This window comes from Clostridium sp. (assembly GCF_036660475.1).
Taxonomy (GTDB): Bacteria; Bacillota; Clostridia; order Clostridiales; family Clostridiaceae; genus Clostridium_J.
The window spans coordinates 11,659-36,414 of record NZ_JAVXAO010000006.1; the positions used below are offsets into that span (position 1 = coordinate 11,659).

The following is a 24,756-nucleotide window of genomic DNA, read 5'->3' on the forward strand; positions in this document are numbered from 1 at the left end:
TATTAAAAGATATTTAGGAACAATATGTAGTTTTATGTAGCTGTTTAAGTTGAAAAAAATAGGAAAGTAGCTTAAAATTGTGTTTATGTACAGAATTACGTTGAAATATGTTGAAATTTAAAATGTAGAAGAATAAGGCATATAGAGATAATTTTACAATATAGGAGTGGGTAAAATATGAAAAGCTTAAAGGAAAAAATTATATTTCCAGTAATTTTAGTAGCTACTATAGGCTTATTATCTTTAGCATTAATAGCATATTCTTTTTCAGAAAAAATAATTATTAATCACATTGAAACAATAACTGAAGAAAAAGTGTCAAAGTTGGTAGTGAATGTTGAAAATAAATTTGAAAAGTGGCGAGAGCAAATAGAAATAATATCCACACTTAACTCCGCTGAGAAATTAGATTATGATGCAATAGTGAATTACATTGATGAAAATAAAAAGTATTTCACGGAATATGAAGTGCTTTTAATATCGGATTTAGATGGGAATTACAAGGCAAGCAACGGAGTATCAGGTAATATTGAAGATAGAGAGTATTTCCATAAAACTATTGAAGGACAAACTATTATATCAGATCCTATGATATCTAAATCTACAGGAAATCCAATTATTATAATTTCTGCACCTATAAGGGGCAATAAAGGTGAAGTCATTGGATTAGTAGCAGGCACAATAAATTTATCTGTCATCACTGATATTATAAATGAAGAGAAAATCGGGAATTATGGTTATGCATATATGGTTGACTCTAATGGAGGAACAATAGTACATCCGAAGGATAATTATTTATTTAAAAATGCTAGTGAGGATTTAAAAAACATTATTATGAGAATGATGAGAGGTGAAGAAGGGACTGAATATTATTCTTATAATGGCCAAAAAAAATTAGTGTCATTTAAGTCTATTAAATCTAACGGGTGGGCGATAGGCATGTCAGCTAATTATTATGAGGTAACTAAAAGTTTAGAAGTATTAAAGGCATATGTTATAATTACATCCATTGTAATAGTGAGTTTGATTGGTGGAGTATTATATTTTCTAACAAATGCATTTGTTAAACCTATTAACAAATTAAAAGAATGTATGGAAATAGCTACAAAAGGAGATCTCACAGTTCAATCGGATATAAAAAGTGATGATGAAATAGGAATTTTATCAAATAGTTTTAATACTCTTATAAAAGAAAATAAAAGCTTACTAGAAGAAGCTATTAAGTATGACAAGTTAAAAACTGAATTTTTTTCAAATATATCTCATGAACTAAAAACTCCCTTGAATATAATTTTTTCTACAATGCAATTAATGTCTTTGCATAGTAATAATCATGACCTAGACAGTGAAAAATTAAATAAATACATAGATTTAGTAAATCAAAATTCCTATAGATTATTAAAACTAGTAAATAATTTAATTGATATTTCAAAAATTGATTCAGGGTTTAAGGAATTAAACTTACAAAATAAGAATATTGTAGAGATTGTTGAAAATATAACATTGTCAACAGTTGACTATGTAAATAGTAAATCCAGAGAAATTATATTTGATACAGAAGTAGAAGAAAAAATTATGGCATTTGATTCTGAGCAGATGGAAAGAATTATGTTGAATCTTATTTCAAATGCAGTTAAATTTACAAATCCAAATGATAAAATAGAGGTCAAGATATGTGATAAAAAAGAAAGTGTTTTAATATCTGTAAAGGATACTGGGATAGGTATTTCGGAAGATAAACAAGAAATAATATTTGAAAGGTTTAGACAGGTAGATCAATTATATATTAGGAGAAATGAGGGAAGTGGAATAGGGTTATCGTTAGTTAAATCTTTAGTTGAAATGCATAATGGTAATATTTTTGTCAAAAGCAAATGTGGCGAAGGTACAGAATTCATCATAGAAATACCTGTTAAATTGGTTTCGGAAGAAGAGGATCAATCTTTCATAGAAGGATTTATACCACAATGTAATGTAGATAAAATTCATATTGAATTTTCAGACATATATTCATAAGGTATGCTGATGATTAATTACTTACTATGTTTAAAATCTGTGATAATAAGGTTTCAACAATTGTTTTAAAGATAGCTATATTTTATTGTTTTAAAGTTAAATAAAAAGTTTGTAGTTAATTAGTATCATGATATATTATTAAATAGAGTGGGGTGAGTAATATGGCAGAAATTAAATATGCAATAGAAAAAGAATTAGGCACTATATCAGAATCAAATAAAGGGTGGAAGAAAGAATTAAATCTAATTAGTTGGAATGATAAAGAACCCAAGTATGACTTAAGAGAATGGGCACCAAAACATGAGAAGATGGGTAAGGGTGTGACTCTAAGCATTGATGAATTAAAGAAGCTTAAAGAGATTCTCAATGGGATGGATATATTATAAGGCAAACTTTAAGAGTGATACAATCATAAATTGGTTGTATCACTTTTTTATGCAATTACTACTGATATTTATTGTTTTGGTAAGGGGTAACTCTTCTAGTAATTTCACGTTGAAAAAGATACCTAATATTTATGAAAATACTTAGTAGAAGGATTATATTATTTAATGAAAATTCATGAATTGAAAATAGAAAATTATAATATAAAGGCGATAATAATGAAGGTTAAAGAAATCCTAATTGTGTTATAATAATATAAAAGTGGACCATGGAGGGGATAATTGAATGGATTATAAGTCTACAATTAAATCTAGACCTTATTTATATAAAGAGACTAAAAAGGCTGCAAGGCTTATAAATGAAGGCTTTGAATTTAAATATATAAAAGAAAAATCATTATATGAGAATATTTTCCAATTAGAAAGTGAAGCGCGAAAGATAGAGGTTGCATCAATTATAACTGCTAGGTTAAAAGCTGGAGATGATTATTTAATTAATAAAATAGAAAATAGCAATGTGGAAACATCAAAAGTGATAGTCTTATTATTAATTTTAAGGACGGATAGACTTTTCTTTGAATTTATAAATGAAGTATATCGGGAAAAAATTTTACTAAAGGATTTATATATAAGAGATAAAGACTTTGGAATATTTTTTCAAAATAAAAGGGAACAAAGTGAAAAAGTTGCTTCGTGGACGGAGTATACCTTTAAGAAATTACAACAGGTTTATATAAGAATTCTTTTTGAAAGTGGTCTTATTATAAACCAAAAGGGTGATAAAGAAATTAGAGTACCTATAATTGAGGTTGAGTTGAAAGAGTATTTATATAGTACAGGAAATGATAGATACATTAATGCAATACTAGGAATAAGTTAATAAAAAACAATTGGTAGGAGGTGCAGGGAGTGAAGGATATATATCAAAGACTTGATGAGATATTACCAAAGATAGTGAATCCAAATTTTAGAAAAAATAATGGATTAGGAAATGAAATTGGTTTCTATATATTTGATTATAATCCAGAGGATGAATTGTTAGTTAGAGATAGAGTGAAATATATAAAGGAAAAGACGAAGAATGCTTACGGATTAAATATAGTAGAGTTTGATCTATATGAAGTGATTTTAGAAATACTAGAGTCAAAAGGATTCTTGAAAAAAAATTTTATCATGGAAGATAAAAAAGGTAGTGAACAGGTATTTGATGCTACTAAAAAGGCGTTAAGATTAACACTGGAGAATGATTTAGTCGTTAAATATATAGAAGATAGATTGAGTGATAATGATATAGTGTTTTTAACAGGGGTAGGTAAGGCTTGGCCTATTATAAGGTCCCACACTATATTAAACAATTTACATAGAATTGTTGAGGAGCAACCATTAGTTATGTTTTTCCCAGGTAACTATGATGGTGGATCGTTGATGCTATTCAATTATTTAAAGGATGACAATTATTATAGAGCATTTCAGTTGATTGATAAATAACAAAAGAGAGTGGGAGTATAAATGGAAATTAAATTAAAATCAATGTTTTATAAAGAAATTGATAGAGATATTAAAGGTGTAATTAAGGTTGGTCAAGGATCTGATGAGAATATAAAGCAAGAGTTAGATGAGTATGTTTTAACAGGTGAGTTAACTAAGCATATTGATAGATTTTTTGAGGCTTACAAATTGGGAATAATAGGCAATGCGGATAAAAATGCAGTATGGATATCGGGATTTTTTGGTAGTGGTAAATCTCACTTTCTAAAAATACTTTCGTATCTCTTGGAAAATAAAAATATTGAAGGAAAAGATGCTATATCTTACTTTGATGATAAAAATTTAGACAACTTTATATTAGAAAATATGAAGATAGCAGGGGATGTGTCCAGTGATGTGATTCTATTTAATATAGATTCAAAATCAGATTCAAACTCAAAATCTAATAAGGATGCTATTGTTAATGTATTTAATAAGGTATTTAACGAAATGCAAGGTTTCTGTGGATCAATGCCTTGGATAGCAGACTTAGAAAAACAAATGGTGAAAGATGGAGTTTATCAAGAGTTTAAAAATATTTTTGAGGAAGAGTCAGGAAATACATGGATAGAAGGAAGAGAAGACTTTTACTATGAAGAGGATTCTATTATTGAATCATTGTCAAAAGCTACTAAGATGAGCAAGGATGCAGCAAAAAATTGGTATGAAAAGTGTCAGGATAATTATTCTCTTAGTATAGACAAATTTGCGGCTAAGGTAAAAGAATACTGTGATTCTAAAGGAAAGAATCATCATGTAGTATTCCTAGTAGATGAAATCGGCCAATATATAGGAGATAATACTCAACTAATGTTGAATCTTCAAACTGTCGTTGAGGATTTAGGTACTAAGTGTGGTGGGAAATGTTGGGTTATAGTTACGTCACAAGAGGGGTTAGATGAGTTTACTAAAGTAAAGGGAAATGACTTCTCTAAGATTCAAGGAAGATTTAGTACAAGATTATCCTTATCATCTGCAAATGTTGATGAAGTTATAAAGAAACGTATACTTAGAAAAACAGATGGTGCAACAAGCCATTTGAAAGCCGTGTATGAGCAAAAGGAGTCTATTATTAAAAATCTTTTAACTTTCAGCTCTGATACAGCGGAGATGAAATTATATAAGAATAGTGACGATTTTTCAGATGTTTATCCATTTATACCATATCAGTTCAATTTATTACAATCGGCATTTAATGGAGTAAGAGAGCATGGAGCTTCAGGTAAGAGTTTATCTAAGGGGGAAAGAAGTTTACTTGGAGCATACCAACAAGTGGCTATAGATTATATGGATAAGGATACAAATGTTCTTATACCTTTTTCAGCTTTTTATAAGACAATAGAAACTTTCCTAGATTCATCCATTAGATTAGTTATTATAAATGCAGAGAAGAATGACAGGTTAGATGAATTTGATGTGGAGGTATTAAAATTATTATTTTTAGTTAAGTATGTAAAAGAAATTAAATCTAACATTGAAAACTTAGCTACTTTATTAGCAGCTGAAATAGATGCAGATAAGTTAGAAATAAAGAAGTGTGTTCAAGCTTCTTTAAATAAGTTAATAAGAGAAACCCTTGTGCAAAAAAATGGGGATGATTATATATTTCTTACAAATGACGAGCAAGATATAAATAAAGAAATTAAAAATATGGCTGTAGATAATGGGGAAGTAATTCAAAAGGTTGGAGAAATAATATTTGATGATATATATGGGGAATCAAAGTTTAACTACTCTAAGAAATACATGTTTACCTTTAATAAGTTAGTGGATGATAGAGGCAGAGGACCACAAACTAATGAGATTGGAGTTAAGGTCATTACTGCAAACTTTGATTTAGCCTTTGGAACGAGTCAAAGTGAATTGAAACAGATATCTATTAGAGAAAATAATGTGATAGTTAACATTGCAAAGGATGTTAACTATTTAGAAGAGATAGAAAATGTATTAAAAATAGATTCATATCTTAGAGTTAAAGGTGCAGCTAAATCAAGTACTGCTATTGAGGATATAAAAACTAAGAAGAGTAGAGAACGTGAAGATAGATTAAAAAGGGCAAAATTTTTAATAGAAGAAGCGCTAAGAACTGCAGAAATTTACAGCAATGGAAGCCTTTTGGATATTAAAGAGAAAAGTAGTGTAGATAGAATAAATGAAGGGCTAAGAGTGTTAATAGACTCTAAGTATAACAAGTTAAACTATGTAAAAGTCTTTAAGGACAACGCTAAAGATTTATATGACATTATGGATGTTGATTTAAATCAAATGTCTATCATTGATAATGATCCAAATAGACTTGCAGTGGAAGAGATAAAGTCACACATAGAAACTAGTTCTTCTAGAAACCTTCAAGTTACAGTAAAGAGTTTAGTTGCGAAATTTTCAAATCCGCCATTTGGATGGAAGGACATTGATATACAATGTGTAATAGTTCATCTATTTAAGAAACAAGATATTAAGGTAATATTAAGTGGTGAAGTTTTAGCACCAAATAACAGGGAAATAGTTAGCTATGTTATAAAGAAAGACTATGTGGATAGAGCAATTTTAAAAACTCGAGAAAAGGTTCCGACAAAGTATATAGAAACACTGCGTGATTTAAATAAAGATTTATTTGGATTTTCGTCACTTCCAGCTGATGAAGATGGAATGATGAGTATATTTAAAGAGTATTCAAAATCAGAGGTTGAAAAAATAAATATTATGCTTGCAAACTTCACCTTAAAAAACAATTATCCAGGAGAAGAAATTTTAAAAGCCGGTAAAAAAACGTTTGTTAAAGTAATTGAAATTAAGGATACCTTAGAATTCTTTAAGCAGGTTTATGATTTAGAGGATGATTTCCTAGATTATGTAGATAGAATAGACAACATTAAAGGTTTCTTCTTTAAGAAGGAAAGTGGTGTAATTGATATTGGGAGCAAAGGTGAACAAAGAATTATCTTTGATAATGCAATTGATAAGTTAAATAACTATGAAGAAAATAAGGAATTTATAATTAATGATGATATTAAAGTTGTCATAGATGATATAAAATCAATAATAAAGATGGCTGAACCTTTTTCAAAGATACCAACAATTCCTCTTCTAATTGAAAAGTATAACAATAAGATAATTGAACTATTAGAAGAAGAAAGCATACATGTAAAAGAGTTTATTGAAAAATCAAAGACACAAGTCCTTGAAACTATAGAGAGATATAAACTTGAAAAGAAGTTCACAAATAAAATTGAAGAAGAGTTTGCAAATCTTAAAAATAGAGCAGAAGCTGCCAATAGTTTTACTATATTATCATCAATGGATAAGTTGGCAGAAAATGCGAAAATAAAGTGGACTAAAATAATAATAGAAGAAGAAGAAAGATTAAAGAGATTAGAAGAGTATGAGATAAGAAGAGCTAGCTCTGAAAATGATACATCATTAGTAACTGCCAGTGCAAGTGGATATACACCTTCAATAACTAAAGAAATACCAACAGTTACAATAAAGACTAAAACTCTTAGCATGAGAGAATTAGTTAAGGGGCAAAAAATTATTAAGAATCATGAAGATATTGATGTAGTTATTGAAGCTTTAAGAAGAAAATTAGAAGAAGAATTGGAAAAAGATACAATAATAAGTTTAATATAGTTAAATTAAAAATTTAAAATTGAAGATTTAAAGTTCGAAATTCTTAATTTGAAATCATAAATTTAGATTAAGAATTAAAAGAAGGAAAAAACTCTTGGATGGATTTGAAAAATAATATCTTAGGAATTCATTTAGGATTCCTTCTTTTGTATATGATTTAGGGTTAGAGAGAGGTGAAGAAATGAATTTGCAAGAAATAACAAACTTACTTAAGGCACTTTTTCAAAAGCCTTTAGGTGATGGAAGGAATCGTCATATTGTATTTTGGTATGATGAAAGTGAAGACTTTATTGAGGATATAGACAATTTTGAGTTTGAAGGTGTTAAGGTTATTAAATTAAGCCCAAATAATGCGTTTTGGGTAAAGTATCATATAGAAAAAGAAGATATAAATAGCAACATCTTGGTTTATTCTAATATGAAGAAGCCAAATCCACAGGAGGATTGGCTTTATGATATTCTTTCTTATAGTGAGGAATTTTCCACAGATAGAGCCACTGTAATAATGAGAGAGTTAAAGGTTATGGAATCTTCACTTAAAGAGGAATTTGAAATTTACAATACCTTCTTTAAGAATAAAGATAGAATAGCAAATTTTAAGAGCTTAAATATAAAGGAATATACCAAGGAAAAAGTTCATATTGGTGTTCTTGCAGTTTTAACGAAGGTAAGAATTATGGATATGGAAGAGATTGTGAAGAGAATAATTAAAGATTGCTTAGATGGAAATAATAAAGTATATGAGGATATAAAGAAGTTTGGATGTTTAGATGCTTTATGGACTTTACTAGAAAAATATTATGGTTATACCTTTGAGGAAAGAAGCTTAGAGCAATTTATGGCTATGCTCCTTGTGACTAATATGAATGAAACAGTTAAGTTTGAACTGCCAAAGCAATATGTATCATTTTTGTCCCCTAAAGTGACTAATTGTATTGTATTTATAAATCATTTTATGAACAATGTAAAAGATAATGAATACTATCATAAAATGCAGGAGCTTGTAGCAAGTAAGTTAAAAATAGGAGAATTATTAGAAAAAAATGACTCTGAAACATTTATAAATAGTGATGTGTTTGAGGATATGGATAAGTTAATCTTAACTAGGATAACTAATCTACTTAAGGATGGAGTAGAGGAGTATGATAAGTACATTAGTCTATTATCGTCAAGAAGAACTATGCAATATTATAAAAAACATATAAGTGAGTATAAGGCTATAAAGTGGGTAATTAATTTACTTAATAAAAAGAAAGAGTTGGATTCCACAATCAAGACAGAAAATGCTTATGATATGGTTAAATCTTATTCAAAGGAATATTACTATATAGATAAATCCTATAGAAAATTTTATTATCACTTTGATAATTGTGAATCAAAGGAATTGTTGAATGACCTAAGGGATACTGTTGAAAATATATATAACAATTGGTATTTACAAGAGTTATCTATTAAGTGGAATGAGGCTATTACAAGAGGAAACTCTTGGCGAATAGAGGGGTTAAAGCAACAAGATAATTTCTATAAGGAAAACATTAAGTTTAAGATTAAGGAGAGAGTCTTTGTAATTATATCAGATGGACTAAGATATGAGAGTGCAGAGGAACTTAGCGAACTTATTATAAACGGGAGAAAAGGAAAAGTGGAGCTGAGCTATATGCAAGGGGTATTACCATCTTATACAAAACTAGGAATGGCTGCACTTTTACCTAATGATATTATAGAGATTAATGATAAATACGATGTGTTAGTTAATGGTATTAACAGTAATGGAACTGAGAATAGAAACACTATTTTAAAGATGGAAAATGAAAAATCTTTAGCAATTACCTATGATAAGGTTATGGATATGAAGGATGCTGAAATAAGAAAAGTATTTACAGGACTAGACGTGGTATATATTTATCATAATACAATTGATGCTAGAGGAGACCATGCTAGTACGGAAAGAGAAGTTTTTACTGCTACTAAGGATGCGTTTAAAGAGATAAGTTGTTTAATAAATAAACTAGTTAACAGAGTTAGCGCCGCAAGTATTATTATTACAGCAGATCACGGATATCTTTATAAGAGAAGTGCTATAGAAGAGAGTAATAAATTATCAGGTATAAAACTTGATGATAGCGAGGAAAATAGAAGATTTTTATTATCCTCAAATAGTGACCGGATTGAAGGAGCATTAACTTTTAGTATGGATTACTTACTAGGAAAAGAGTCTAATAAATATGTAATTACTCCAAAAGGAACTTCAAGATTTAAAGTTCAAGGATCAGGTGCTAATTATGTACATGGTGGAGCCATGCCACAGGAAGTAGTAGTTCCAGTAATTAAGTTTAAAAATGATAGAAGTGTATCTTCAGTTAATGATATTAGAAATGTAAAGATATCACTAACAAGTATAACAAGAAGGATAACTAATATAATAACTTATTTAGAATTCTTCCAAGATGAGAAGCTTCAAGATAAGGTTATTTCTAGAAGAGTTAAGTGTTATTTTGAAGATGAAGAAGGAAATAGAATATCTAATGAAAATATTATTATTGGAGATTCTAGATCTGAAAATCCAGTAGAAAGAACTTATAGAGAAAAGTTTGTATTAAAGAGTATGATATATGAAAAAGCAAAGCAATATTTCTTAGTAATAGAAGAAGAGGATGCTAGTGGATATTATGATAGAATACCATTTAATATTGATATAGCAATATTAAATGATTTTGGATTTTAAAGGTTTCTAAGGTGAAATTCTTAGAATTGTAATAAGTGTATAGAAAAATGACACAGCTTAAAAGAGGCTGTGTCATTTTTCTGTGAAGTTATAATATTATAGGAAAATAATTAGGTGTAATAAAAAATTATGACCTGTTTTTGGTGTCATTTCCATTATAATACGTATAATGTTTATCTGTATTATTTTTATAGCCAGCATAAAGTGATTTTGCAATTACATTAATAAGTGGATCCGAGATACCGTTTAGAAATGCATAATTAACATTATCTTCCATGTGATGTTTTCCATGATGTGGTTTATTAAGCAAGAATCCTATTTTTCTTAAGAATTTTGATGATTTTGCATTTGATACATGGCAAAGATAATGGGAAAGTTCAGCTATGGATGATAGTATACTAAAATATAATATAATGTATGCAACTATGCCATTAACATTAAACATGCCAATTACTATTGCAGCGATTATCATAAAAATTGAAAGCCAAATTTTAGAACCGGATTCATTGAAATATACCACTAAAATATTTTTTTTAGTATATAGAGGAGTTCTATGATGCAAATGGAAACTTGCTATTAGTGGACCAGCTATGGATTCGTAATTATCATTATTATCCATATACATATGGACGAGTCCATTTATGAAGTCGGTAAGAACATAAGCTACAATAAATGAAAAAATTTGCCATAGGGCCCCTATATGCATAGGAATAACTAAGTAGATGATAATCACTTGAAGAGAAATATTTATAGTGGAGATAAATTTTCCAAAGAGTTGATAAATTTTTTTGTTTTCATATAGGTCCATAGCTAATATAAATTGTTTTTGTTTTGATTCAATATTATTTGTCATTTTTGATTTGTCCCCCTCGATTTTATGTGCACCAATAAATTTGTTATATTGATAATATTGCACGTGTTATCTAATATTACTATTGTTATTTCAAGTAAGATGTATGCTATAGTTGCAGGGAATAATCAAATAATTAATTCATGAAAAGTGTAGCGGGTTATCCTCCTAATAAACATTTGCAAAGTTAATTATGTTTATTATACAGTATAATCCTATTAAAAAACTATATTTTATTCATTGCCTAAATTTTACTTGATAATTGTTATAGTGTGATTTTTTCGTTCAGGAGCAACAGCTTCAGATGCAGCATAGCCAAGAGTTGAAGAACCCCAAACTACATGAGTCTCTGGTATTCCATAGCTAGTTAATATGGATCTGATTTGGGGAGTATCACATGTAACTCCTAGTTGATTAATCCAACAAGAACCAATGCCTAATGAATGTGCAGCTAAGAATATATTTTCAAGGGCTGCAGAGCAATCTAAATGACCATTTTTAGAATCTCTATCATCAGACACGATTATTAGAGATGGAGCCTTATAAAAATTATATTCTTTATCTTCAGGAAGACATAATTCTGCTTTAATAGCGGCTGCAAGTTCCATTAATTTTTCATTGTTTTGGATAGCAGTAAACTTCCAACTTTGTTTATTCATTCCACTTGGAGCATAAGTGCCTGCTTCTAGAATTAAATTTAAATCTTCAGATGGAATTTGAGCTTCTGTATAATTACGTATGCTGCGTCTTGTTTTGATATTTTTTAATACTTCATTCATAGTTAACTCATCCTTTCAAAACATATTATTTATTATAATACCATACTTATAGCCTTTTGGTATATAAAGTTTAAAATAGTTATTGTTGCCATTCTTATGTATATGTTTTGCGATTAATACATATAGATAAAATTATGCAATAGAATACAAAGAAGAGAACTTTCAATGAACAATACTATTTTAAAAACATATGGTTATAGTAATGAAGTTGTCCAATCTACTGTAAATTATATAGATAAGGGTCATTAATCTATGGTGAAGAAGAGGAATAGGAAGAGCACAGGAAATGGAGCTAATGATGTAACGGGCGATTTTTCTCTTTCGGCTAAGGGGTTCTTAATTGAAGCAGGTAAAAAAACTAGAGCAGTAGAGCAGATAACTATTTCAGGCAATTTCTTTGAATTATTTAAAAATATAGAAACAGTAGGAATTGATTTAAAATTTGGGATTTCAATGGGTGGTGGATATTTTGAAAGTCCAAGTGTTGTTGTGCGTGAAATATCAGTTGCGGGAGAATAAGGCTATTAGTATGTGATTTTAATAAGGTGAATATGGAATGTTTATCAAGGATTTTATGAATACATAAGCAATATTAATCTTGATATTAATATTGATATTAATATTATATAAAAAGCTTAAATTGTACCAATTAAAGTGTACGATTTAAGCTTTTTATAGTGTAATGTATATATCAAAGAACTTTTATACGCATTGTAATTTAAAGTTATTTTGTGAAAAAATTCATAAATAGTGTTACAATTCCGGCGTTGAAAAAGTCAATAAACAAACTTCCAACTAAAGGCACTATAAAGAAGGCTTTTGGGGCAGGTCCATATTTATTGGTGATAGCATCCATGTTGGCCATAGCGTTAGCTGTTGAGCCCATTCCAAAGCCACAGGTAGCAGAAGAAATTACTGCTGCTTCATAATCTTTTCCCATGAAGTAGAAAGTAATATAGTAAGCAAAAATAATCATTACTATAGTTTGTGCAATAAGCATTACAATGAGTGGCAACGCAAGATCAGCAAGCTGCCACAGTTTTAAACTCATTAAGGCCATAGATAAGAATAATGATAAGGCAACATTACCGATAATATCAATCTCATCTTCATAAATCTCAAACGCCTTTGTTCCGTCAGATAAATTTCTGATTATAGCGGCAGCGAACATTGCACCAATATACGGAGGAAAAGTCATTCCAGACATTTTAAGAAGTAATGATATAATAGTACCCAACCCCATGGCTAGGAATATTTCAGTAGTAGCATTCATGAAGTTATTAGGAACTAATTCTGTTACAGATGATTCATAGGTTGAAGCTGTTTCATCATAGTCGTTTCCAAAGTTAGAATATAAATTTACAAGATTATTTTTTTCTATTAATCTTTTAGAGATAGGGCCACCTATAATGCTACCCATAATTAATCCAAAGGTAGCTGAAGCTATAGCTACGGTTGTAGCACCTACGGCACCTACACTTTCAAATAAAGGGCCAAAGGCGCCAGAAGTCCCAAGACCTCCAACCAAAGGTACAGAAGCTGTACATATACCTATAAGTGGATTCAAATTAAAAACTTTAGCAAAAAATATTCCAACCATGTTTTGGAGAAATATAAGTACTATGCAAATGCTTAAAAATATAAGCACCTGAAGCCCTCCTTTTTTTAATAGCTTAAAACTTGCAGTAAACCCTACAGTTGTAAAAAATGCAGTCATAAAAAATGATTGTAGGGTGGCATCCATATCTAGGATTAATATACCTGTCTGTTTAAAAATTAACATAAGAATTGCGAAAAGTAGTCCACCAATTACTGGTTCAGGTATGCAGTATTTGTCAAGCAATGGGAGTTTTCTTTTTATAAATTTTCCGAATAATAAAACCACTACAGCCAATGATGCTGTTTGAATCATATCTAATTTAAAAGTCATATTTATACCTCCTGTATACTTTTATAGGTATAGTGTACACGGCATACTACGGGGAAATACAAAAAACTTCAAAAAACTTCATTGGAATATTGTTTTAAATTTACATAATTAGAAAAGTAATGTTTTAAATTTATTGATTGATTGAAATTCTAATAATAATGAGAGTCAAGAAATGAAATATATTTTCATGCTACTCATTAGATAATCGAGTGATAATTCCTTCTATAAATCTTTTAGTAGATATTTTCCCGGTTTCTTCAGTTGAGTTATTAATATGACGCATTTCTTGCCGAACTTGCTTAAAATCAAATAATAAAGTCGCATATTCAATAAACGTAGAATTATAATAATCTTCACAACCAAGTTCAGCTATAGTTTCAAAGGATTTTTGAATAGTTCTTCTAATTCTTTGTTCTAAAGCTTTTCTTTTTATTATTAGGTGTTCTGCAGAATTTTCATCTAATATAATTTTTTCATAAATATTTTGAAGTTGGTAAGGGAGGAATGGATTACGTTTTTTGAAATTCATTATTTCATGAATTATTTTCCTCAAATCATTACTCCCTATAGTACCTAAAATGCCTATATCAGTAAAAACATTGGTTATTGAGTTATCGAGATTAGGCTCTTTTTTTGTTACGCTATTATCTAAATTAAACAATGTACTTTTGATAAGCGATAATGAATTTTCTAAGTCGATAGTATTAGAAACGCCATTAATAACATTAACAACTTCGATATTATTAATAGGTTTATTTATGAAAAATACAATTCCAGATTCATAGGCCTTTGATACTAAAGAAGCATCAGCAACTTGTGAAATCATAATAAATTTCCCACCAAAATTTTGTTTGGTGGCAGAGAGAATTATTTCGATACCATCAGAGGATGGTAGTAATAAATCTATTAGAACAATGTCAGGATTATAAAATAATATTTCATCCACGGCATCTTTTCCGTTATCTAATTGAGAAATAACTCTCCCAAGAGAATTTTTATTTATTATGAGCTCAAGCATTTTTATTGTGTTGATATCGTCATCAACGATAAAAAAAGTTTTTTCCATGTTTACATCACCCAATCAATGAATTTTTAGGGATTTTTAAAGTGAATACTGTATTTAAATTAACTTCAGAGGTTACCTCTATTGTACCCTGTAAATCTTCAAGAATGTTTTTAACATGACAGAGTCCAATTCCGGTAGAAGACTTTCCGGTATATTTATCAAATTTAGTGGTAAAACCAGGATTAAATATGTAAGGTAAAATATCTTTGTCAATTCCAGGACCATTATCACATAATTGAAAGCATATGTGTGATATATCATCAGTTTCGGAGAGTGTAATTATTTCATTGGAATCACAAGCTTCTATGCTATTAATAATAAGATTGTTAAGCAAAGCAAAAAGATTGTAATATGGTTTAACTGTAAAATCATTGGTATAAGAAAAATTAATTTTTATTTTTAAATTGTTTTCTTTAATATAAATATTTGTATTATCTTCTATAATGGTAAAAATGTTAGAAAGACTCATTGGAGCCTCATTTTTCAAATCATTCATTAGAGATTCAAATCCACTTAGAACTCTAAAGTAATCTTTTTTAATTTCATGAACATTTCTAGCAATATCCAAAGTGGAATTTCGTAATTTGGGATCACCTTTATATGTATCATATAAATTATAACTTTTACTCATTACATCTTCTATATCTTTAAGTGATTTTTTTAAGTACACTGTTTCAGCTTGTATATTTGAAATTAATAAGTTTAGTTGAGTATAGCGTTTTTGATGTTCCTTGTTTAAAATAAATAATTTTTCTTTGACATAAGCTAAATACAGTATTGAGCTTATAATGCTTCTTAAAAAGCCCATGAAAACAATAATTTTAAGAATGTTGAAATTAATGTTTTGTCTAAGAATACATTCTAGTATATTACATAAAGAATCCGCACATGTAAGTGATAATAGAAGAACTAGTATGTTTTCTTTTCGATTTTTTATATTCATAAAATAAAAGGTTATTCCATAAAACAAATAAAAGGTTAAAGATGGAAGGTTAAGTAAGAATATTTCTGTAATCGAGTTTATAGAAATGAATAGGGCTACTATTGTTCTAGTAAAGAATACTCCTATTCCTGAAAATATACATAAATGTATTAGTGGGACATCATCAACTGTAAGGATAACCAAATTTAGAATGATGACACTTACACATATTTTAAAATTACTGTCAAAAGGATAGAAATAGAATTCTGCTAAGAAAGCAACCAAGAGTGATAACGTAATAGTTTTTTTAAAAGATTTCATATATTTCTCCAATAAAAATATTAATTGAATTTTATGATATATTACAAAGTTAATTATATTCCATAATTATAATTGGTACAATGGATACATAAATGAATTATTATTATGAAAATAATTGCAATATAATATTTTCACGAACAAAACAAGAAAAATAATCAAAAATGTTTGACATTCTAGTGAAAAGTTGATAAGATAAACACGAATGAAGGATGTCGATGCACATTTAATGTTCGCATATAAAGTATTGAATTTTATGGAGGAGTAAGTAGCATGAAGAAAAAATGGACATATATATTATTTGTGCCCTGTTTAGTTTTAGTTTTATATTTCTTAATAGTTCCACTGATAAACACTATAATTCCAACATTTAATGTTGGAGGGACTTTTGGATTGGGAAATTACATAGATTTTTTTAAAGATGAGTATATGATGAAAATATTTTCAAGAACTTTAAAAATATCATTAATATCGGCACTGATTTGTATGGTGATTGGAGTTCCAACAGCTTACTACATATCAAGAACTTCTAAAAAAATTAGAGGACTACTTATGGCTATGACTATATTCCCAATACTTACAAACTCAGTTGTAAGATCATTTGCTTGGATGAGTATACTAGGTAAGAAGGGTGTAATAAACAATTTTTTATTAAAATTTAGTGTAATTAATGAACCTTTATCGTTACTTTATACTGAAGGGGCAATAATAGTTGGTACAGTGTACATATTCTTACCATTAATGATAACTTCTCTTGTGGGAGTTATGGAAAATATAGACAAGGATTTATTAGAAGCGGCAGAAAGTTTAGGTGCTAATAGGTTTAAAGCATTTTTAAAGGTTGTATTTCCTCTAAGTGTGCCTGGTTTAATAGTTGGAACGGTTCTTGTGTTTACGGGTTCATTAACAGCTTACACTACACCTCAATTATTAGGTGGAAATAAGAATACTGTGCTAGCGACCCTTATATATCAAAAGACTATGACTTTAGGGGATTGGCAAGGTGCTGCGGTGGTAGCTACTATAATGATAGTTACTACATTAATAGTTATAAAAGGCATAAACTATCTAGCTGGAAAGTTAGATAAGAGAGGTGTTTAAGATGAAAAAAAATAAAACTCTTACATTGTTTGTATTCTTAGTATACATATTTTTGTTTGCTCCACTTATAATAATAGCTCTTACAAGTATTGGGACAGAGAGCTATATAGCGTTTCCACCTAAAGGGTTTAGTTTGCAGTGGTTTGCAAATATTTTTAAATCAAAATCCTTTATGGACACTATGGGGACAAGTTTCTTTATATCAATAGTTGCTACATTCACGGCTCTATTAATTGGAATGCCGGCTGCTTATGGATTAAGTCGAATGAATTTTAAGGGAAAGGGAGTTATCAAGAATTTTTTCTTTTCACCACTTATAATACCTGGAATAGTAGTTGGGTTTTCATTGTTTCAATTTTTAATAGTAAAGTTACAACTATCAATATATATAAGTTTATTTATAGGTCATACCCTAGTAATTATTCCTTATATAATTAGAGTTGTTGGATCAAGTTTGGAAGTTTTTGATTACTCAATAGAAGAGGCTTCCATGAGTTTAGGATGTACGAAGTTTAAGACATTCTTTATGGTGGTTATGCCAAATATTACTTCGGGAATAATAGCAGCTTTTATGCTTGCCTTTATAAATTCGTTTAATAATGTTCCTGTATCAATATTTTTAACAGGTCCAGGAGTTAGTACTTTACCAATAACTATGATGAGCTATGTTGAATATAATTATGATCCAACAGTATCGGCATTATCAGTATTATTGATGTTAATAACTGTAGGAATCATGTTCATAGTGGAAAAAACATTGGGGTTAAGCAATTTTTCAGCTTAAATATTTTAGGAATATTGGAGGAACATAAATATGGAATTAATCAATTTAAAAGATATAACAGTATCCTATGATGGTAAAACAAATATATTAGAAAACTTAAATTTAAAAGTAAAAAAGGGTGAATTTGTTTCATTACTAGGACCAAGTGGATGTGGTAAAACTACAACATTGAGAGTTGTAGCTGGATTTATAGAACCAGTTAAAGGTAGCTTTACTTTAGAAAATAAGGATTATACGAATATTCCGGTACATAATAGAAATTTTGGATTAGTATTTCAAAGTTATGCTCTATTTCCACATTTAAATGTAGCTGAAAATGTGGCATTTGGACTTAAAATGAAGAAGATTCCTAAAACTGAGATTAAGGAAAAAGTGGCTAATATATTAGAACTTGTAGATATGTCACACCTTGCAAAAAGATTTCCAAAGGAGCTTTCTGGTGGTCAAAGACAAAGGGTTGCTATAGCAAGAGCTTTAGTTATAGAGCCAAGTTTATTGCTTTTAGATGAACCACTAAGTAATTTAGATGCTAAATTAAGACTTAAAATGAGAGTTGAGATAAGGAAAATTCAGCAGAAACTTGGAATAACAACTTTATTTGTGACGCATGATCAAGAGGAGTGCTTTTCAATATCTGATAGAGTTGCTGTAATGAATAAGGGATTAATTGAACAATTTGATACTCCAGAAAATATATATTCAAATCCAGCTACAGAGTTTGTAGCAAGATTTGTAGGCTTTGAGAATTTTATAGATTTAGAAAAAGTATCTGAGGGAGTTTATAAAACATCAGCAGGACAAGAATTTAAAGTTAATAGTACTAAAGAAGTTAGTAATGTTAAGGCAACTATAAGGCCAGAGGATATTAAAATCGTTCAAGATGGCACTGAAAATACTGTAGAAGGAAAGATTGAAATAAGAACTTTCTTAGGGAAATCGTATCAGTACAATGTAACTACAGAAATAGGTTCATTAATTATAAATAGTGAAAATGATACAGTTTATAACCAAGGTGATAGCATAATACTACAATTGCCTAAAAATAAAATAGTTTTAGTATAGGGTATGTAGATTTTAAATTTAAAATTAAGGCTTTTCAAACACTAAAACATATAAATTAAATATAAGGGCAGTTTAATGCCTAAAATAAACAAAAGTAGGGGGAATTTTTATGTTAAAAAAATCGTTAGCAATAACACTAGCATTAACTTTAGCAATGGTTGGACTTGTAGGATGTGGATCAAAGGGAAGTGGATCAGGTGAAGGTGCATCTAATAAGGATGGAAAGAAAGAACTTGTAATATCAACTTTTGGACTTAATGAAGATAAAATGTGGGAAAATTTATTTACTCCTTTTGAAAAAGAGTATGGAGTGAAAATTGTTTTGGAAACAGGAAATAACTCTGAAAGATTAACTAAACTTGAAAATAATCCAAACTCTAATGTGGATTTAATTGTTTTGGCTCAATCCTTTTCACAAGAGGGGATAGATGCAGACCTATTTGAAAAATTAGATTATAGTAAGATTCCAAATAGTGAGAAGTTAAATGATAAGGCTAAGGTAAGTGTAAAGTCAGGTTTTGGGCCAGCTCAATCACAAAATAGTATAGCACTTATAGTAAATACAACAGCAGGTATTGAAGTAAATACATGGGAAGATTTATGGAAGCCGGAGTTAAAGGGTAAGATAGCGATACCAGATATAGCTACAACTAACGGACCGGCTATGGTTCAAATAGCAGCTAAAAAAGCTGGGGTAGATATTGCTACTGACAAGGGTGAAGCTGCTTTCAAAGAATTAGAAGCATTAAAGCCAAATATAGTTAAAACTTATTCAAAATCATCAGACTTAGCAAATATGTTTGCAAGTGGAGAAATTATAGCTGCAGTAGGTCCTGATTTTGCTTATGGAAACATAGTAAAGGCATGCCCAGAGGCTAAGTATATAGTTCCAGAATCAGGAACTTACTTAAACTTTAATACTATAAACATGAATAAAAATTCTAAAAATAAAGATCTTGCTTATGATTTTTTAAACTTTGCATTAAGTGCAGAAACACAAACAAGAACAGCTAAAGGGTACCAAGAGGCTCCAACTAATGCTGAGGTAAAATTAACTGAAGAAGAAGCTAAGAATTTAACTTATGGACCAATGGTTGATAACGCACATACAATAGATTTTAAAGTTGTTAATCCTTTGATGACAGAATGGATTGATAAGTGGAATAGATTAATGAACTAGCATTTAGAATTATGTAGCAGATGATAAGATATTGTTACCAGTTTTATATGTAAATTAATGAACTAATGTTTAAAGAGTGAGGTATTATATTCATGGTAGTTGATTATATTATAAGAGATGTTCAGGTGTATAATAGTTATTTTAAAAAGTTTATCCAAGGGGATGTAGCTATTAAAGATGGCAAATTTGTATACATAGGTAAGAACTATGAAAATCAATTATTTACAGATGAAATCATTGATGGAAAAGGTAAATTTATGGTTCCAGGTCTTGTAGATATACACATGCATATAGAAAGCTCCATGACTACTCCAAGCGAATTTTCCAAATGGGCAATAAAACATGGGGTCACCACTGTAGTGGCTGATCCCCATGAAATAGCCAATGTATTTGGAGTAGAGGGAATAAAGGAATTTATAAAGTATGATGAAAAATTAGATATTTTTTATGGTATACCTAGCTCGGTACCATCAACATCACAAAACCTTGAAACTACAGGTGGAATTATAAGTGATGAAGAGGTAGATGAGCTTTTATGTTATGAGAAAATATTATGCCTTGGGGAAGTGATGAATTTTAAGGATTTAATTGAGGATGAAACATCCCTGATAAATAGAATAATTAAATCTGTACGAGAAAAAAGAAAAAATATTCCTTTAGAAGGTCATTGCCCAAGGATTGATGGAGTTGATTTAGCTTTATATATTTATAGAGGTGTAGATGGAGATCATACTCAGCAAAGTGTGGAATCTATAAAAGAGAAGATAATGAACGGAATGTTTATGGAAATACAACATAAATCTATGTCTGAAGATAATATGAAATTTTTGATAGATAATAATCTGTATGAACACTTTTGTTTAGTTACTGATGATGTGATGGCAGATAAATTAAAGGAAGGGCATTTGAATCTTTTACTTAAAAAGGCTGTTGAACTTGGTATGAAGTTAGAGGATGCTATTTATGTTAGTACATTTACTCCAGCTAGAAGAATGGGACTTTTAGATCGAGGAGCTATAGCACCAGGAAAGATAGCAGATTTTCTTTTAATAGAAGACCTTGAGGAATTTGAAATAAACGCTGTTTATAAAAGTGGAGATCTTGTTTATGAGAGTAATAAGAGTTGGAGGGAAGAGTATTTTAATAACATTTCAACTTTTCCTAGTAAATTTTTAAATAGTGTTAAATTAGATTATATTACAGAAGAGAAGTTAATGCTAAGATATGAAAAAGTAAAATTTGGCGAAGATAAATTAGTAGGTTGTAAATCAGAAGGTGAAAAATTAGAAGGGCTTAATTGTAAAGGTAATAAATCTAAAGTGAAATGTAGGACTATGGAGGTCACTAGAACCACTACATTTACAAAAGAAGGAGAAATAACACTTAAAGTTGAGGATGGACAGGTTGCATGGCAAAATGAAGATTGTGCTTTGATAGCTGTCTTTGAAAGATACGGTAAAAGTGGGGGAAGTGCCTTTGGAATAGTTACTGGGGATATAATAAAACAGGGAGCAGTTGCAACTACTTGGGCTCATGACCACCACAATCTAATGGTTATGGGACGAAACATTAAAGATATGATTGAAGCTGCAAATAAAGTAATAGAAATGCAAGGTGGATATGCGGTAAGTAGTGAAGGGGAAATCATGGCTTCGGCACCATTGCCGATTGGGGGTATAGTAAGCAGTGTTCCAATAGAAGAATTGGGTGAAGACCTTAAGACGGTAAGAAAGGCCATGAAAGACCTAGGCTATAATCATAATAATGAGATAATGTCATTTAGCACATTGTCACTACCAGTGAGTCCGGAAATTAAGATAACGGATAAAGGATTAATAGATGTTAAAAAGCAAGAGGTAGTTTCTTTATATAAGTAGAGATTTATAAATAAGTAGGATTTTTCATATATATAGTTTCTAAATGAAAGTGGAATTGTAGATATATGAGAATCCTATTTATGTATGTAGAGTTTTTAGGAGTTTGAGTTTAATCATATGGAGGAGATAAGAAATGAGTAATTTAAAGTTAATACATAATGTAACGCTTATTACTATGAATGAAAATAAGGATATTATAGAAAACGCAGCGGTAGTTGTTGAAGACGATAGGATTATTTCTATTGGGTCTGTGGAACTCTATGAAAAGTACAAGGTGAAAAAGGATGTTGAAATTATTGATGGAGAAGATGGTATTTTAATGCCGGGAATGATTAATTGTCATACCCATGGATCAATGATTCCTTTTAGAAGCTTAGCAGATGATTATCCTGATAGATTGAAAAGATATTTATTTCCACTAGAAAAAAAATGTATGAATAAGGAACTTGTCTATATTGGTGCTAGATATGCAATAAGTGAAATGTTATTGGGTGGAGTTACTACTTTTTGTGATATGTATTACTATGAAGATGAGGTAGCAAAGGCTTGCAAGTCTATGGGTATGAGAGGTATTCTATGTGAGACTATCTTAAACTTTCCTTCACCAGATTCAGAGAAGCCTTATGGTGGAATAGATTATGCTGTAGGTTTTATAGAAAAGTGGAAAGATGATTCATTGGTAACCCCGGGGATAGCTCCTCATGCACCATATACTAACAGCACAGAAAAATTAAAGCTTGCATATGAAATATCAAAAAAATACAAAGTGCCATTTACTATGCATGTAGCAGAAATGGACTATGAGGTTGAGGCATATAAAAAAGATTATGGATTAACACCTGTACAGTATTTAGAAAGTATAGGCGTACTAAATGATGGATTTATATCAGCTCATACTGTTTTAGTGGATGATAAAGACATAGAGATACTTAAGGCTCATAATGTAGGTGTATCCCATAATATAGGAGCTAATTCAAAGGGAGCTAAAGGTGTTATGCCTTTAATGAAAATGAAAAGTAAAGGCATAAATATAGGATTAGGTAGTGATGGACCTATGAGTGGAAATACTATTGATATTATGACACAAATGGGTCAGGTAGGGAAAATTCATAAACTAGTAAATAATGATAGGTCGTTATTGCCAGCTGCTGAACTTATGGAAATGGCTACTATAAATGGAGCTAAGGTATTAGGGATAAGTGATAAGGTTGGTTCAATAGAAATTGGAAAGAAGGCAGATTTAGTAATTATTGAAACAAGTTCAGTTAATATGCAACCTATATACGATTACTGTTCAGCTGTGGTTTATTCAGCTAATCCATCGAATGTTAGACATGTAATTATTAATGGAGAAATAGTTGTGGAAAATAGAAAAATTCAATTGGCAGATTTTAATGAAATAAGGACTGCTTTAATTGCTGAAACAGATAGAATTAGAAACATGGCAATGACTTTATAAAAGTTATTGCTATGTTTTTTCACATTTACTGATATGATTCGAATCTATTAGTGGAGATGGTATGAAATTTTGGATGGATTCTAAATTAAATACTAGATTTTCTATAATAGTCATATTAAAATAGTAATAAGATTTAACTTAACAAATTATGTGGGTAATGTGTAAAAATAAACTATTTATAGTATAATATATTAATATTGTATTGGTATATTAATATTGGGGTAGGTTTAAAGTAGGTGTTGTTATTAGATAATATTGTTTAATAATGATTGCTGATTTTAATCAACTTAATAGTAAGGAAGAAATAAAAAACAGGGGGGAAATCATGGAAAGATTAACTAAAGTTGTGAAAGTATTTCTTGAAAATACAAATGAAGAGGATGCTAAGGACATGAAAAGGTACATGAAGGATCAATTTGAGTTTCTTGGAATAAGGAGTACAGAAAGAAAAAGTCTTCAAAAGGATTTTTTAGGGAGTTTAGACAAAAATGAATCTATTAACACTGTATGGGTATTACAGATGTGGAGCTATCCTCACAGAGAATTTCACTATTTAGCTATAGATTATTTAATAAAGAAAAAGAAAGTTTTATTAGAAGAACATATGGATCTTATAGAATTACTTATCATCGCTAAGTCTTGGTGGGATACCGTAGATCTTATAGCCTCAAATTTAGTGGGAGAATTATGTAAATTATATCCTAACCTTGTAGAGAAATATGTACTTAAATGGGCTGTAAGTGACAATATGTGGTTAAGAAGAACATCTATACTTTATCAATTGAAGTATAAGGAATTTACAGATGAAAATACACTAGATTTTATTGTTAGAAGCAATTCAGGAGATAAGGAATTCTTCATTAGGAAAGCGATAGGTTGGTCATTGAGGGAATATTCAAAGACTAACAAGGAGTGGGTAGTGGAGTTCATTAGCAATAATGATTTAAGTCCTCTTAGTGTGAGAGAGGCAAGTAAATATTTACAATAAATATGACAAAATACACGAAAAAAATGGCTTAAATCCAAAAAAATACATTAATATTAAATAAATTTTAATATGATGTTGAAAAAATATGAAGCATTTTGTATAATACCAATGTGGATGAGAAAAAAGTCAAATACAGATTATATTATGTATCCTAATAAA

The 24,756-nt window shown here is 29.5% G+C and carries 19 protein-coding genes; 14 read left to right on the forward strand and 5 right to left on the reverse strand.

What is annotated here, in order from left to right; all coding sequences use genetic code 11:
* The first annotated feature begins 177 nt into the window (after positions 1–177).
* The 6 genes from RSA29_RS09505 (at position 178) to pglZ (ending at position 10,281) form a co-directional block, all read left to right on the forward strand.
* On the forward strand, positions 178–2,016 hold the full coding sequence (locus RSA29_RS09505) for a sensor histidine kinase (RefSeq protein WP_346943133.1): 1,839 nt from the start codon (positions 178–180) through the stop codon (positions 2,014–2,016).
* A gap of 161 nt (positions 2,017–2,177) precedes the next feature.
* Complete coding sequence (locus tag RSA29_RS09510; protein ID WP_346943132.1) at positions 2,178–2,402, forward strand: PC4/YdbC family ssDNA-binding protein; 225 nt, start codon at positions 2,178–2,180, stop codon at positions 2,400–2,402.
* Positions 2,403–2,685: 283 nt separating this feature from the next.
* On the forward strand, positions 2,686–3,279 hold the full coding sequence (locus RSA29_RS09515) for a DUF1819 family protein (RefSeq protein ID WP_346943131.1): 594 nt from the start codon (positions 2,686–2,688) through the stop codon (positions 3,277–3,279).
* A 29-nt stretch (positions 3,280–3,308) separates the two neighbouring features.
* The gene (locus RSA29_RS09520; RefSeq protein WP_346943130.1) at positions 3,309–3,887 is read left to right on the forward strand and encodes a DUF1788 domain-containing protein; all 579 of its coding nucleotides are present in this window, start codon (positions 3,309–3,311) and stop codon (positions 3,885–3,887) included.
* Between the two features lie 21 nt (positions 3,888–3,908).
* The gene (gene brxC, locus RSA29_RS09525) at positions 3,909–7,556 is read left to right on the forward strand and encodes a BREX system P-loop protein BrxC (protein WP_346943129.1); all 3,648 of its coding nucleotides are present in this window, start codon (positions 3,909–3,911) and stop codon (positions 7,554–7,556) included.
* Positions 7,557–7,737: 181 nt separating this feature from the next.
* Complete coding sequence (pglZ, locus tag RSA29_RS09530) at positions 7,738–10,281, forward strand: BREX-1 system phosphatase PglZ type A (protein ID WP_346943128.1); 2,544 nt, start codon at positions 7,738–7,740, stop codon at positions 10,279–10,281.
* Positions 10,282–10,408: 127 nt separating this feature from the next.
* On the opposite strand, the gene RSA29_RS09535 is transcribed toward pglZ, so the two are convergent.
* Both RSA29_RS09535 and RSA29_RS09540 read right to left on the reverse strand, forming a co-directional pair.
* Positions 10,409–11,134, reverse strand: coding sequence for a fatty acid desaturase CarF family protein (locus RSA29_RS09535; protein ID WP_346943127.1), 726 nt, complete (start codon positions 11,132–11,134; stop codon positions 10,409–10,411).
* 248 nt (positions 11,135–11,382) lie between these two features.
* The gene (locus RSA29_RS09540; RefSeq protein ID WP_346943126.1) at positions 11,383–11,910 is read right to left on the reverse strand and encodes a nitroreductase family protein; all 528 of its coding nucleotides are present in this window, start codon (positions 11,908–11,910) and stop codon (positions 11,383–11,385) included.
* A 252-nt stretch (positions 11,911–12,162) separates the two neighbouring features.
* Between RSA29_RS09540 and RSA29_RS09545 the strand changes: the two genes are divergently transcribed.
* A complete protein-coding gene (locus tag RSA29_RS09545; protein ID WP_346943125.1) occupies positions 12,163–12,429 on the forward strand; it encodes a metallopeptidase TldD-related protein in 267 nt (88 codons plus the stop codon).
* Between the two features lie 205 nt (positions 12,430–12,634).
* Here RSA29_RS09545 and gltS read toward each other — a convergent pair whose 3' ends face one another.
* From gltS to RSA29_RS09560, 3 genes are all read right to left on the reverse strand, one after another.
* Positions 12,635–13,840, reverse strand: coding sequence for a sodium/glutamate symporter (gene gltS / locus RSA29_RS09550; RefSeq protein ID WP_346943124.1), 1,206 nt, complete (start codon positions 13,838–13,840; stop codon positions 12,635–12,637).
* Between the two features lie 190 nt (positions 13,841–14,030).
* Positions 14,031–14,906, reverse strand: coding sequence for a response regulator (locus tag RSA29_RS09555; RefSeq protein WP_346943123.1), 876 nt, complete (start codon positions 14,904–14,906; stop codon positions 14,031–14,033).
* 7 nt (positions 14,907–14,913) lie between these two features.
* Positions 14,914–16,149, reverse strand: coding sequence for an ATP-binding protein (locus tag RSA29_RS09560; protein ID WP_346943122.1), 1,236 nt, complete (start codon positions 16,147–16,149; stop codon positions 14,914–14,916).
* Between the two features lie 270 nt (positions 16,150–16,419).
* Between RSA29_RS09560 and RSA29_RS09565 the strand changes: the two genes are divergently transcribed.
* From RSA29_RS09565 to RSA29_RS09595, 7 genes are all read left to right on the forward strand, one after another.
* Complete coding sequence (locus RSA29_RS09565) at positions 16,420–17,247, forward strand: ABC transporter permease (protein WP_346934053.1); 828 nt, start codon at positions 16,420–16,422, stop codon at positions 17,245–17,247.
* A gap of 1 nt (position 17,248) precedes the next feature.
* A complete protein-coding gene (locus RSA29_RS09570; protein WP_346934052.1) occupies positions 17,249–18,031 on the forward strand; it encodes an ABC transporter permease in 783 nt (260 codons plus the stop codon).
* Positions 18,032–18,061: 30 nt separating this feature from the next.
* Positions 18,062–19,093, forward strand: coding sequence for an ABC transporter ATP-binding protein (locus RSA29_RS09575; protein WP_346943121.1), 1,032 nt, complete (start codon positions 18,062–18,064; stop codon positions 19,091–19,093).
* Between the two features lie 109 nt (positions 19,094–19,202).
* The gene (locus tag RSA29_RS09580) at positions 19,203–20,273 is read left to right on the forward strand and encodes an ABC transporter substrate-binding protein (protein WP_346943120.1); all 1,071 of its coding nucleotides are present in this window, start codon (positions 19,203–19,205) and stop codon (positions 20,271–20,273) included.
* A 92-nt stretch (positions 20,274–20,365) separates the two neighbouring features.
* On the forward strand, positions 20,366–22,150 hold the full coding sequence (locus RSA29_RS09585; RefSeq protein WP_346943119.1) for an adenine deaminase C-terminal domain-containing protein: 1,785 nt from the start codon (positions 20,366–20,368) through the stop codon (positions 22,148–22,150).
* Between the two features lie 133 nt (positions 22,151–22,283).
* Complete coding sequence (locus RSA29_RS09590) at positions 22,284–23,609, forward strand: amidohydrolase (protein ID WP_346943118.1); 1,326 nt, start codon at positions 22,284–22,286, stop codon at positions 23,607–23,609.
* A gap of 325 nt (positions 23,610–23,934) precedes the next feature.
* Positions 23,935–24,597, forward strand: a complete 663-nt coding sequence (locus tag RSA29_RS09595; protein WP_346943117.1) for a DNA alkylation repair protein — start codon at positions 23,935–23,937, stop codon at positions 24,595–24,597.
* The last annotated feature ends 159 nt before the right edge of the window (positions 24,598–24,756 follow it).